This window comes from Streptomyces sp. NPDC107498, assembly GCF_055582805.1.
The window spans coordinates 473,482-486,102 of sequence record NZ_JBVJPE010000003.1; the positions used below are offsets into that span (position 1 = coordinate 473,482).

General features: G+C 75.7%; 10 protein-coding genes. 9 read left to right on the forward strand and 1 reads right to left on the reverse strand.

What is annotated here, in order from left to right:
• From ACZ66Z_RS07865 to ACZ66Z_RS07900, 8 genes are all read left to right on the forward strand, one after another.
• The gene (locus ACZ66Z_RS07865) at positions 1-1,137 is read left to right on the forward strand and encodes a glycosyltransferase family 4 protein (RefSeq protein ID WP_469933106.1); all 1,137 of its coding nucleotides are present in this window, start codon (positions 1-3) and stop codon (positions 1,135-1,137) included.
• Complete coding sequence (locus tag ACZ66Z_RS07870) at positions 1,134-2,585, forward strand: sugar transferase (RefSeq protein ID WP_469933107.1); 1,452 nt, start codon at positions 1,134-1,136, stop codon at positions 2,583-2,585. The genes ACZ66Z_RS07865 and ACZ66Z_RS07870 overlap by 4 nt, the downstream gene beginning before the upstream one ends.
• 2 nt (positions 2,586-2,587) lie before the next feature.
• Positions 2,588-3,916, forward strand: a complete 1,329-nt coding sequence (locus tag ACZ66Z_RS07875; protein WP_469933108.1) for an O-antigen ligase family protein — start codon at positions 2,588-2,590, stop codon at positions 3,914-3,916.
• Positions 3,917-4,148: 232 nt separating this feature from the next.
• Positions 4,149-5,927: a murein biosynthesis integral membrane protein MurJ gene (gene murJ / locus ACZ66Z_RS07880; RefSeq protein ID WP_469933201.1), complete on the forward strand. Its 1,779-nt coding sequence runs from the start codon at positions 4,149-4,151 to the stop codon at positions 5,925-5,927.
• Entirely contained in the window at positions 5,827-6,627 is an 801-nt protein-coding gene (locus ACZ66Z_RS07885; RefSeq protein WP_469933109.1) for a polysaccharide deacetylase family protein, read from the forward strand. The genes murJ and ACZ66Z_RS07885 overlap by 101 nt, the downstream gene beginning before the upstream one ends.
• Positions 6,624-7,757 (forward strand): glycosyltransferase, encoded by a 1,134-nt coding sequence (locus ACZ66Z_RS07890; protein WP_469933110.1) that lies wholly within the window; start codon positions 6,624-6,626, stop codon positions 7,755-7,757. Before ACZ66Z_RS07885 ends, ACZ66Z_RS07890 begins: the two co-directional genes overlap by 4 nt.
• A 13-nt stretch (positions 7,758-7,770) precedes the next feature.
• A complete protein-coding gene (locus ACZ66Z_RS07895) occupies positions 7,771-8,448 on the forward strand; it encodes a YveK family protein (RefSeq protein ID WP_469933111.1) in 678 nt (225 codons plus the stop codon).
• Complete coding sequence (locus ACZ66Z_RS07900; protein WP_469933112.1) at positions 8,445-9,587, forward strand: GNAT family N-acetyltransferase; 1,143 nt, start codon at positions 8,445-8,447, stop codon at positions 9,585-9,587. The genes ACZ66Z_RS07895 and ACZ66Z_RS07900 overlap by 4 nt, the downstream gene beginning before the upstream one ends.
• A gap of 27 nt (positions 9,588-9,614) precedes the next feature.
• Here the strand turns inward: ACZ66Z_RS07900 and ACZ66Z_RS07905 are convergent, their stop codons facing one another.
• A complete protein-coding gene (locus tag ACZ66Z_RS07905; RefSeq protein ID WP_469933113.1) occupies positions 9,615-11,129 on the reverse strand; it encodes a glycoside hydrolase family 26 protein in 1,515 nt (504 codons plus the stop codon).
• 156 nt (positions 11,130-11,285) lie between these two features.
• Here ACZ66Z_RS07905 and ACZ66Z_RS07910 point away from each other — a divergent pair, with 156 nt between their 5' ends.
• Positions 11,286-12,596 (forward strand): carboxylate--amine ligase, encoded by a 1,311-nt coding sequence (locus ACZ66Z_RS07910; RefSeq protein ID WP_469933114.1) that lies wholly within the window; start codon positions 11,286-11,288, stop codon positions 12,594-12,596.
• Positions 12,597-12,621 lie beyond the last annotated feature (25 nt).

Genomic DNA, 12,621 nt, shown 5'->3' on the forward strand with positions numbered 1-12,621 from the left:
GTGCTGTCACCATTCTCCACGGACCTCGGGTCCGTCACCGTCCTGCACGCGGTCCAGCCCGGTGACGGCGGGGTCGCCCGTGTCGTCGTCGACCTGGTCCGCGCCCAGCGCGCCGCCGGCCTGCGGGTCGCGGTCGCCTGCCCGCCCGGCACCCGGCTCTCCGCCGCCGTCCGCGCCGAGGGCGCCGAGACCCACGACTGGCGGGCCGGCCGCGACCCCGGGCCCGCCGTCCTGCGCGAGACGCGGGAGCTGGCCCGGCTGGTCCGTACGGTCCGGCCCGGGCTCGTCCACGCGCACAGCGCCAAGGCCGGTCTGTGCGCCCGGCTCGCCGTGCGGGGGCGGATCCCGACGGTGTACCAGCCGCACGCCTGGTCCTTCGAGGCGGTCGGGGGGAGGACCGCCGCGGTCGCCCGGAGCTGGGAGCGGTTCGGCGCCCGGTGGACGGACCGCGTCCTGTGCGTGAGCGAGGCCGAGCGGCGTACCGGCGAGGCGGCCGGGGTCGTGGCGGACTGGTCGGTCGTCCACAACGGCGTGGACACGGCCCGGTTCGCCACCGACGGGCCTCCCCGCAATCCGGTGCCCACGGTCGTCTGCGTGGGCCGGCTCTGCCGGCAGAAGGGGCAGGACGTCCTGCTCGCCGCCTGGCCCGCCGTCCTCGCGGAGGTGCCCGCGGCCCGGCTCGTCCTGGTCGGCGACGGCCCGGACGCGGAGGCGCTGCGGGCCGCGGCCGGCCCGTCGGTGCGGTTCACGGGGGCCGTCGAGGACCCCGTGCCCTGGTACCGGGCCGCCGACGTGGTCGTCCTGCCGTCCCGCTGGGAGGGCATGGCCCTCGCGCCCCTGGAGGCCATGGCCGCCGGCCGGCCGGTCGTCGTCAGCGACGTGGACGGCGCGCGCGAGAGCCTGCCGCCCGCCCACGAACCCCCGTGCCTGGTCCCGCCCGAGGACCCGGCCGCGCTCGCCACCGCTCTGGGCCGCCTCCTCGGCAGGCCGGAGCTGCGGCACCGCCTGGGCCGCGAGGCCCACGAGCACGTACTCAGCAGATTCGATGTCCGGCGCACCGGCGCGGCCGTCGCGGACGTGTACCGCGAGCTGGCCGGAGTGCGGGGGGCCGAGCACAGAGAGCCGATTGCGCAGTGACCACGGAAAGTACCAGCGTTCCCTCCTCACCGGGCCCCTGGCCCACGGCGGGCCAGGCCTTCGGCCGTGTCTCCCTCGCGCCGCGCCGCGGCGCCCCCGGCCGGCTCGTGCTGCCGCGCCACCGGCGCGAGCGGCCGCGGTCCGGCGTGGCGGCGCTCGTGGCGGTCGACGTCCTGGCCGTCCTCGCCGCCGCGTCGGTGCTGAGCGCGGCGCACCACGACGTGCGGCTCGTGCTGCCGGTCGTGGCGGTCGTCCTCGTCCTCGACGGGCACGCGGGGCTCCACCGGCCGGCCGCGCACACCCGGGCCCTCGACGAGCTGCCCGCCCTGGGCTCCCGCGCCGGGTTCGCCTGGTGTCTGGCGGCGGCCGCGGTCGCCGCGTACTCCCCCGCCCTGGCGATCGGACCGCTGCGGCTCTGCGCCGCCTACGGCACGCACGTCGCTCTGGTGTGCCTGGTCCGCGCCCTGCTGCTCGGGCGGCGGCGCCGGATCGCGCGGGAGCGTCCGCGGTCGGCGCTCGTCATCGGCGGGGCGGTGGCCGCGCGCCGGTTCGCCGCGGCGGCCGTCCAGCACCCCGAGTACGGGGTGCGGCCGGTCGGGATCGTGGGCGTGCCGGAGCAGGGCGGTGCGTCCCGGGCGACCGGGGAGGCCGGGCTCCCGGTGCTCACCACGACCGAGGAGATCCACCGGGCGGTCATCCAGAACGCCGTGCGCGACGCCGTGTTCCTCGACGACGACCCGGGTCTGGTGATGCTCTTCCAGCAGTACGGCTGCGCCACCTGGCGGGTCGGCGGCCGGCACCAGGACGGGCCGATGGGCGCGCACGTGTGGGGGTACGCCTGGCAGCGGATCGTCCCGCTGCGCGAGCGCCGCGGGCGGGCCGCGAAGCGGGCCCTCGACATCGTGTTCGCCGCCCCCGCGCTCGCGGTCGCCCTGCCGGTGCTGCTGCTGTGCGCGCTGGCCGTGCGGCTCTCGGACGGCCCCGGGGTGCTCTTCCGGCAGGAGCGGGTGGGCCAGCACGGCCGGCACTTCACGCTGCTCAAGTTCCGTACGCTGCGCCCCTCCGACGACGCCGAGTCGGCGACCCGGTGGAACGTGGCGGGTGACCGGCGGATGAGCGCGGCCGGGAGCTTCCTGCGGAAGACCTCCCTGGACGAGCTGCCGCAGCTGTGGAACGTGCTGCGCGGGGACATGAGCCTGGTCGGCCCCCGGCCCGAACGCCCTTACTTCGTCGCCCAGTTCAGCAAGATCCACGCCGGGTACGCGGCCCGGCACCGGATGCCCGTGGGGCTCACGGGCCTGGCGCAGGTGCACGGGCTGCGCGGCGACACCTCGATCGAGGACCGCTGCCGCTTCGACAACCACTACATCGACCACTGGTCGCTCTGGCAGGACGTCTGCATCCTGCTGCGCACGGCGGCCGGGCTCGTCCGACCCACGGGGAGCTGAGGATGGCCACGGCCGTGACGACGGCGCCGGCGGTCCCGGCCGCGCCGGAGGCCGGGGGCGTACGGGACCTGCTCCGCCGGGCCGGGACGCTGTCCCCGGTCCTCGCCGTGATCGCGTTGCTGCTCGTCCCGGGCGACGGCGGCGCGCAGGGCGGCACCGGGGGGACGGGGACGGTCGCGGACGCGGCCTCCGGCCTCCTCGTCCTGATCTGCCTGGTGCGGGTGCTGCGCGGCGGGGCCCGGCCGCTGACCCGGGCGACGGCCGTCGTCCTCGGCCTGCCGGTGCTCGGGATCTGCCTGGCCGCGATCACCTCGAACGACCCGGCGGCGAGCCTGCCGGGAGTCGCCCGTTACCTGCAGGTCTTCGTCCTCGTGCCGGCGGCCGTGCTCCTGACGGTCCGCGACCGGCGGGACTTCGCCGTGATCGCCTGGGGCCTGGTCGCGTTCGCGCTGCTCCAGGGCGCGGTCGGCGTCGCCCAGTACCTGACGGGCACGGGCGCCTCGTACCAGGGCGAGGACATCCGGGCCGTCGGCACCTTCGGGGCCACCGACGTGATGGGCATGGCGACGGTCGTGGCGTACGGGCTCGTCGTCGTCACCGGAATCGCGCTCGGCAGCGGCCCCGGCCGCGTCCGCACGGTCGCGACGGTCTGCGCGGGCCTCCTCTTCGTCCCGCTGGTGCTGTCGTTCAGCCGGGGCGCGTGGATCGCGACCGTGCTCACCTGCGCGGTCCAGCTGCTGCTGGCGGGGGTCCGGCGGGCGGTGCGGGTGGCGCTCGCGGCGGCCGCGCTCGGGGTGGTGCTGGTCGGCGGTTTCGGGATCGGTTCGGAGATGGTGGAGGAGCGGGTCGCCAGCATCACGCAGGTGACGGCGGCGCCGGACCGGTCGGTGACGGACCGGTACACGATGTGGGCGGCGGCGGGGCGGATGTGGCGCGCGGAGCCGGTCACGGGCGTCGGCCTCAAGGGCTTCCCCCAGTACCGCGACTCGAACGCCTCGCTCGCGCTCTCCTCCGGCAGCGACACGGCCGGCGCGGGCGCCGCCTTCGCGCGCCAGCCGCTGCTCTCGCCGCACAACATGTACCTCCTGGTGCTGAGCGAGCAGGGCCTGGTGGGGTTCCTCGCCCTGGCCGGGAGCTGGGTGGCGCTGCTCGTCGGCGCGCTGCGGCGGCAGCGGCTCGGCGCGGACTGCGCGCTCGTCGCGACGGGCCTGCTCGCCTGGCAGCTCGTCGACTTCTTCTACGCGGACATCGGCGGCCCCTCGACGGTCCTGATGTCGGTCGTGTTCGGTCTGGCGGCCTGGTGGTCGCTCGCGGAGGTGAGGCGTGCGTGACCCGTGGGCCGGGGAACCGGAGCCCACGGACGCGCCGCGGGCCGGCGGGCCGCGCCCCGCGCCCCGGCCGCCCTGCGGCACCCCGCTGACCGACCCCTGGCAGGCCTCGCCTCCGGGCCCCACGGACTCCCCGTGGGCCCCGGGGGCGGTCGTGCTGCCGGGGGCGGGAGCCGCGGCGGCCGCGGTCGCGGGGGCGGCCGTCTCCACCGGGCTGCTCGCCGGGGCGCGGCGCGTGGCGCGCCGTCCCGCCGGCCCCCGGGCCGCCGGCTCCCGGGCCGCCGCGCCCGCGACGGCCCCGCGGACCGCCGTCCCGCCCACCGGGCGCCGGGCGCACGCCCGCGTGCGGGGGCCTCGCGCCGGCGCGCCCGGGGGCGGCGGGTTCCTGGCGAGGGCGGCGGCCGTGACGGCGGGGCTGACCGCGGCCGGGGCGGTCCTCGGACTCGTGCGGGACCAGATCATGGCCGGATACTTCGGGGCCGGGGCCGGGACCGACGCGTTCCTGGTGGCGTGGACGGTGCCCGAGTTCGCCTCGACGCTGCTCATCGAGGACGCGATGGCGCTGATCCTGGTGCCCGCCTTCTCCCGTGCCCTGGCCCGGCGTTCGGCCGACCTGCCCGGCGACCCGGTGCGCGAGCTGGTGCGCGGGACGCTCCCCCGGATCGTCCTCGCCCTCGGACTCGCCGCCGTCGTCCTGATCGTCGCGGCGCCGCTGCTCGTGGCCGCGCTCGCGCCGGGGCTGCCCGACCCGGGGCTCGCCGTCGACTGCACGCGGCTCACCGGGACCTGCGTGCTGTCCTTCGCCCTGGTGGGGTACTGCTCGGCGGCGCTGCGGGCGCACGGCCGGTTCCTGCCGCCGGCGGCGATCTACGTGGCGTACAACACGGGGATCATCGGGACGATCCTGGTGCTGCGCGAGCCGTGGGGGGTGCGGTCCGCCGCCGCGGGGGTCGCCGTCGGCGGGGTCCTGATGGTCCTCGTGCAGACCCCCTCGCTCCTGCGCGCGCTGCGCACGCCCCCTCGGCGGGAACCGGCGGCGCCCGCCTCCGCCGGCGAGGGACGCGTCCTGGCCCTCGGGCTGATCGCGCCCGTCGTCGCGTTCTCGCTGTGCCGCCAGTCCCAGACCCTGATCGAGCGGTTCCTCGCCTCGCCGCTGCCCGCCGGCGCCATCTCGCACCTGAACTACGCGCAGAAGGTCGCGCAGATGCCGATGATCCTCTCCCTGATGCTGTGCACGGTCAGCTTCCCGGTGGTGGCACGCGCGCTCGCCGCCGGCGACCCGGAGGCGGCCCGCCGCCGGGTCGAGCGGGATCTGCTGCTCGCCGCGGTCGTCGTGCTCGTCGGCGCCTCGACGGTCGTCGCCGCCGCCCCCCGGATCGTGGAACTGCTCTTCCAACGGGGCGAGTTCACCGGTGCCGACACCGTCGCCACCGCCGCCGTCATGCGGGTGTACGCGCTCGGCCTGCTGGGCCAGACCATGGTCGGCGCCCTCGTCCGCTGCTACTTCTCCGCCGCCCGCCCGCTCTGGTACCCGGCCGCCGCCATGGCCGCCGGGCTCGTCACGACCGCCGCCGCCGGCGTCCCCGGCGCCCACTACTGGGGCGCCGTCGGCATCGCCGGTGCCAACGCCCTCGGCATCACCCTCAGCGCCGTGCTGCTGCTGCGGGGCGCGCACCGCCAGGCCGTCCCGGTCCGCGCCGACCGGCTCGGCGAGGGACTGCTCCGGCTCGCCACCGCGGGCGCGTGGGCCACCGGCGCCGGCTGGCTCTGCCAGCTGGCGATCGACTCCGCCGTCCTCGCCGTCGCCGTCGCCGCGCTGGTCGTCGCCGGCGTCTTCCTGCTCTTCATCGTCTGCGCCGCCAAGGCGCCGGAGATCCCGCCCCTGCCCCGCTCCGCCTTCCGGAGGACCCCCCATGCCCGCCGCCACCGCGCTGCGCCGTCCGCTGCCGAAGCCGCCCCTGTGGAAGCCTCCCCTGTGGGTGGCGATGTACCACTCGATCACGGACACCGCTGACGATCCGTACCGGGTGACCGTCTCCCCCGTGCGCTTCGCCCGGCAGCTGCACTGGCTCGGCGACCGGGGGCTGCGCGGGGTCTCGGTGCGGGAGCTGCTCACCGCCGCCGGCGAGGGGCGCGCCAAGGGGCTGGTGGGCCTGACCTTCGACGACGGGTACGCGGACTTCCTCGACTCGGCGCTGCCGCTGCTGCTGCACCACGGGTTCACGGCGACGGTGTACGTCCTGCCGGGCCGTCTCGGCGGCGAGAACGGCTGGGACGCGGACGGGCCGCGCAAGCCGCTGCTCGACGAGGGCGGGATCCGGCGGATCGCCGACGCCGGCATGGAGGTCGGCTCGCACGGCCTGCGGCACGTCCCGCTGACCGAGGCCGACGACACGACGCTCACGGCCGAGACCCGGCACAGCCGTGAGCTCCTGGAGGAGATGACCGGCCGGCCGGTGGACGGCTTCTGCTATCCGTACGGGCGGGTCGACCCGCGCGCGATCCGCGCCGTGCGCAAGGCCGGCTACCGCTACGGCTGCGCGATCGACCCGGGCCCGCACACCGGCACGTACGCCCTGCCCCGCGTCCACATCGGCGAGAGCGACACCCCCTGGCGACTCGCCGCCAAACGCGTCCTGCACCCGCTGCGCCGGCGCCACCCCGCCGACCTGCTCCCCGTCCCGTACGGCCCGACCCCGGTCGGTGCGCCGTGAAGGTCCTGCACGTCATCACCGGGCTCGGCATCGGCGGCGCCGAGCAGCAGCTCCGGCTGCTGCTCCGGCACCTCCCGGCGGGCGGCGGGGTGGTCACGCTCACCAACCCGGGCGCGGTCGCCGCGGGCATCGTGGCCGACGGCACGCCCGTCGTCCACCTCGGCATGGCCGGGAACCGCGACCTCGGGGCGCTGCCCCGGCTCGCCCGGATCGTCCGGCAGGGCCGCTACGACCTCGTCCACACGCACCTCTACCGGGCGTGCGTGTACGGCAGGGCGGCGGCCCGGCTCGCCGGCGTGCGCCGGGTCATCGCCACCGAGCACTCGCTGGGCGAGACCCAGATCGAGGGCCGGCCGCTCTCCGCGGGCACCCGCGCGCTCTATCTGGCGTCCGAGCGGCTCGGCACGTCCACGGTCGCCGTCTCGCCCAGCGTCGCCCGCCGGCTCGTGGACTGGGGCGTGCCGCCGGACCGCGTCCGGGTGGTGCCGAACGGCATCGAGTCCGCCCGGTTCGCCTTCGACGCGCGCGCCCGGCGCCTCGCCCGGGGCGTGCTCGGCATCCCCGAGGACGCGTACGTCGTCGGCGGCGTGGGGCGGCTCACGCCCGGGAAGCGGTTCGACCGGCTGGTCCGGGCGGTGGCCTCGGTGCCGGAGGCCCGGCTGCTCCTCGTCGGCGAGGGCGAGCACCGCGAGGAGCTGCTGCGGATCGCCCGGGAGTGCGGGGCCGCCGGCCGGATCCTCCTCTTCGGGGCCTGCGAGGACCCGCCGGGCGTCGCCGCGCTCGGGCCCTCGCTGCCCGAACTCCTCTCCGCCATGGACGTGTTCGTGTCCACCTCGCCCGACGAGGCCTTCGGGCTCGCGATCGTCGAAGCGCTCGCCGCGGGCCTCCCCGTGCTGTACGTGGCCTGCCCGGCGATCGAGGACCTGCCCCCGGACGCGGCACCGGGCGCGCGCCGGATCGACGGGTCCGTGCCCGAGCTGGCCTCCGCGCTGCGCGGCGTCCGGGACGCCCGGCTCGCCCGGTTCCCGCTGCCGGCGGCGGCCCGCCGCTACGACATCGCGCACAGCGCAGGGCAGTTGATGTCCCTCTACGACCAGGCCGTCCACGGCGTCCCCTCCTCCGCGAAGTGAGAGAACCCCTCCCATGAAGACCACCCCATCCCGTGCCCTCCTCCCCGCCGGCCTGCGGGCCCCCGGCCGCTGGACGGTGCTGCCCGCCGCCGTCCTCGCCGGGGCGGTCCTCGGCGGCGGCTACGGAGCCGTGAGGACGCCGGAGTACGCGGCGACCAGCTACGTCATCGTCGTGCCGGCCGAGAAGGCCGACCCGGGGGTGGCGGTCGGCTTCGCCCAGGCGTACGGGCGGGTCGCCACCGACATCGCGGTGACCGGCGACGCCCAGGTGTGGGCGGGGGTCACCGCCGACACCCTGCGGAAGAACGTGCAGGCCGCGACCTCCCCGGACGCGCCGATGATCGCGATCACCGCGCGGGCGGCGAAGCCCGCCCAGGCGGTGTCGATGGCCGACGGGGTGGCCCGCGCGCTCATCCTGAACAGCTCGCACGTGGCGGGCAGCACGGGCGTGAAGGTCGTCCAGTTCTCCCGCGCGACCAGGCCCGCCGCGCCCGTCTCGCCCTCCGCGCCGCTCTCCGCCCTCGTCGGCGGCTGCGCGGGCGGCCTCCTCGGCGGCCTGGTCCTCCTGGTCCGCCCGAAGCGTCCCGCCGCGCGCGGCGAGGCCCGGCACTCCCGGCAGGCGACCGCCCCGGCCGCGTCCGCCGCGGTGCCCGCCCCGGCGGTCGCCACGCACCAGGCGGAGGCGGTGTGAGCACGAGGACCCCGAACGACCGGCGAGCCCTGTGGAGCGAGGTCTGCCGTGACGAGGAGGAGTTCGGGCGGCTTTCGGCCGAGTGGACGGCGCTGTACGGGCGCTGCTCCTCCGCCACCCCCTTCCAGTCCCACTCCTGGCTGCACTCCTGGTGGCTCTCGTACGGCCGGTCCGGTGCGCTGCGGGTGGTGCTCGTACGGCGGGACGGCGGCGAACTCGTCGCCGCCGCACCCCTGATGCGGGCCCCCGGGCCGCTGCCCGTCCTCACCCAGCTCGGCGGCAGCATCACCGACTTCACGGACGTCCTCCTCGACGACGCCTGTCCGGAGGCGGCGGCCGCCCTCGCCGGGGCCCTCGCGGGGGCCGCCCGGGGTGCCGTCGTCGACCTGCGGGAGGTCCGGCCCGGGGCGGCCAGCGAACGCGTGTTCGCCCACTGGCGCGGCCCGCGCCGCCGGCTGCCCGACTCGCTCTGCCTGGAGCTGCCCGCCGTCCCCATGGAGGGGCTCCTCGAACGGATCCCGTCGGGGAAGGCCCAGCGGGTCCGCGCCAAGCTGCGGAAACTGGACGCGCTCGGCATCGACGCGCGCGTGGTGCCCGGCGAGGAGGTCCCCGCCGCCCTCGACCGGCTCCTGACGCTGCATCGGCTCCAGTGGCAGGGGCGGGGCGTGACCGCCGAACACACCAGCGAGCGGTTCGCCCAGCACCTCACCCGTGCCGTACGGCCCATGGTCGAGCGCGGCGACGCGATGGTCACCGAGTTCCGGCTCGCCGGGGACGTGGTCGCCGCCGACCTGACCCTGATGTCCCCCCGGCTCGCGGGCGGCTACCTGTACGGCGCCGACCCGGCGCTGCGCGCCCGCAAGGTCGACGTGGCGACGATGCTGCTGCGGCACGGGGCCCGCGAGACCAGTGCGGGCGGTCGGGCCACGCTCAGCATGCTGCGGGGCAGCGAGCCGTACAAGCAGCACTGGCGGCCCGAACCGGTGCGCAACCGGCGTCTGCTCCTCACCGCGCGCGGTACGGCCCCGCTCCTGTGGCTGCGCGCGGGCGCGGTCGGCGCCCGCCGCTGGGCGGCCCGGCAGGCGCGGGAGCGGGCCTGGGTGGGGCGGGTGCTCGGCCGTGGTGGCGGCGGCGGATGAGCTCCGCCACCGCCACCGTGAGGGACGTCAGAAGGGCCAGACCTCCTTCAGGGCGTCCTTCCAGTCGAGGTCGATCTCGTCCTTCCAGTCGTCCTTCGGGACGCAGACGGGCCCGCCGATCCAGCTCTCCACCCACGAACCGAGGTCCACGGTCCAGCAGTCGGGCTTGGGCTCCGGCTCGGGCTTGGGTTCCGGCTTGGGCTCGGGCTTCGGCTCGGGCTTGGGTTCCGGCTTCGGCTCAGGCTTGGGCTCGGGCTTCGGCTCGGGCTTGGGTTCCGGCTTCGGTTCCGGCTTCGGCTCAGGCTTCGGCTCAGGCTTGGGTTCCGGCTTCGGCTCAGGCTTGGGTTCCGGCTTCGGCTCGGGCTTGGGCTCAGGCTTCGGCTCAGGCTTGGGTTCCGGCTTCGGCTCGGGCTTGGGCTCAGGCTTCGGTTCCGGCTTCGGCTTCGGCTCAGGCTTGGGCTCAGGCTTCGGTTCCGGCTTGGGTTCCGGCTTCGGCTCGGGGATCGTCGGGTCGACCGGGTCCGTCGGGAATTGCGGTTCCGTGCCGTACAGCATCTGGCGGAACACCGACGACGACCGCGGGTTGTCGTCGCACTGCCAGACGCCGTGCGGGCAGTAGTCGGTGATCGTGTGGTACAGCGGCTTGTGCTGCTTGAGCCATTCCAGCATGCGCCGCATGTATTCCGGGTTGTCGCCGTTCCGGAAGAGCCCCCATTCGGGATAGGAGATCTGCTTCCCGTGCTCGGCGGCGAAATCGACCTGCTTCTGGAGCCCGTACGGCTCGCTGACGTGCCGGTCGAAACTGCTTCCGGACGGCTGGTCGTACGAATCCATGCCGATGACGTCGACGACGTCGTCGCCCGGGTAGCACTCGGTCCACGGAATCGCGTCGAGGCCGCGGCTCGGGTTGAAGTCGAAACGGAACTTCTGGCCCGGTACGGAACGCATCGTCGTGACGATCCGGTTCCAGTACTTCTTCCACGCCGTGGGATCGGGAGCGCACCGGTGGCTGTAGGTGGTGCCGTTCATCTCCCAGCCGAGGACGACGACGGTGTCCCTGGCTCCCTGCTCGACGAGGCGTTCGGCGAGGGTCGTGAAGTGGTGGTCGTAGTACCCGGCGGCGCCGAGCTGGAGCTGGCGGCGGACCTCGCGGTCGGAGAGACGGGCCTCGTTGCGCTCCAGCATGGGCACGTTGAGGACGAACATGCGGTTGACGCGCTCGTTGCGCCAGTCGGCCCAGGCCTCGAGGAAGCCGGGGGGTCCCTCGATGTTCGACCAGAGGTCGCCCGGCAGGTAGGTGTGGCCGACGCGGAGCTCACGGCCGCCGAGCCACCGTTCGAGCTGTCTGATGCGGCTGACGCCGAGGCTGCCCGAGTCGAGGAAGGCGCCCATGGCGCCGGTGGGGGACGGTCCGGATTCCGTCGTCGTCACGGATTCGACGGCCTGGGCGGGAGAGGAGAGGACGACGGGGCCCGAAGCGAGGAGACCGGCGGTGAACACCCCCAGCCATGTTCTCGATCTTCTCCGGTATGCAGATGCCATGGCCACTCCTTCACGTCGTACGCCATTTGATGATCCGTCAATCCGATGTTCCGAAAGTATTCCTAATAGGCCGACCGTGAGCTCGGCTTCCCTTGATCAGTAGTCCATTAGAGGATTTCATCGCCCAGTTGGGGCACCCGAGATGAAGGGCATGCCGTGCCGCGCCGTCAGCGTTTCGACACCAGCGTCCCCGCCGTCCTTGTGCGGCTCGACCGGAATCCCTTCCATCACGGCACCCTCGGCGCCGCCCGTTCGCTGGGGCGGGCGGGAATTCCGGTCCACGCGGTCATCGAATCGGGCTCCAGTCCGGTCGCCCGCTCCCGTCACCTCCGCTCGGTCCGCGTGCGCCCCGGTTCCGACTCCGCCGCCGAGCTCGCCGAGCTCCTGGCCCGCATCGCGGACGAGATCACCGATGACCCGTCACGTCCCGTCCTCGCCGTGCCGCTGGACGACGTCAGCGCCCTCGCCCTGGCCCGCCGCCGCTCCGCGCTCGTCCCGCGCTTCCTGCTGCCCGAACAGACCGAGGAGCAGCTGCTGAGGGTCGCGGACAAGGCGGAGCTCGCCGAGACCTGCGCGGGCCTGGGCCTGCCCCACCCCCGTACCGAACTCCCCGACGGCGCCGACGAGGCCGCCGCCATGGCCTGGTCGCTCGGCCTTCCGGTCGTCGCCAAGTGGAGCCGTCCGTGGCTGCTCCCGGCCGGCGGCGGGCTGCGGAGCACCTCGATCGTGCGCTCACCGGCCGAGGTGCGGGAGCTGTACGCCCGCACCCCGGAGGCCGGCAGCCGGCTGCTGCTCCAGGAGCTGCTGCCGGCGGGCCGGGACCTCGACTGGTTCTTCCACGGGTACGTGGACTCCACGGGCCGCTGCTCGACGGGGGCGACCGGGCGCAAGGAGCGCTCCTGGCCGGACGGGGCGGGGCTCACGGCCTCCGGCCGCTGGACGGTGAACCCGACCGTCGAGCGGACGGCCCGCGACCTCCTGGCCGCGCTGGGCTACCGGGGCGTGTGCGACCTGGACTTCCGGGTGAACGGGGCGACCGGCGCGTACCACCTGCTCGACTTCAACCCCCGGCCCGGCGCCCAGTTCCGGCTCTTCACCGATCCGGACGGCCTGGACGTGGTCCGGGCGCTGCACCTGGACCTCACCGGCCGCCCCGTGCCGCCGCTCTCCCCCGTGCACGGCCGCCGGTTCCTGGTCGAGAACTACGCGGCGCTCTCGCTGTTCGCCTCCCCGCGCCGCCGGTACGCCCCCGAGCCCGGCGCGGCCCGGGGCCGGACCGAGTGCGCCTGGTTCGCGGCCGACGATCCGGCGCCCGCGCTCGCGATGGGCCGCGCCTGGCTCGCGCACCTGCTGCGCAAGGCATTCGCCGCGCTGCGCCGGGCGCTCGCGGCCCGCCGCACGCCCCCGGTCGGCACCGCCACCGCGCCCGCGGCCCGCACCTCCGTCGACCAGCTCACCCACCGATGAACGCGGAAGGCACGATGTCGAAGTC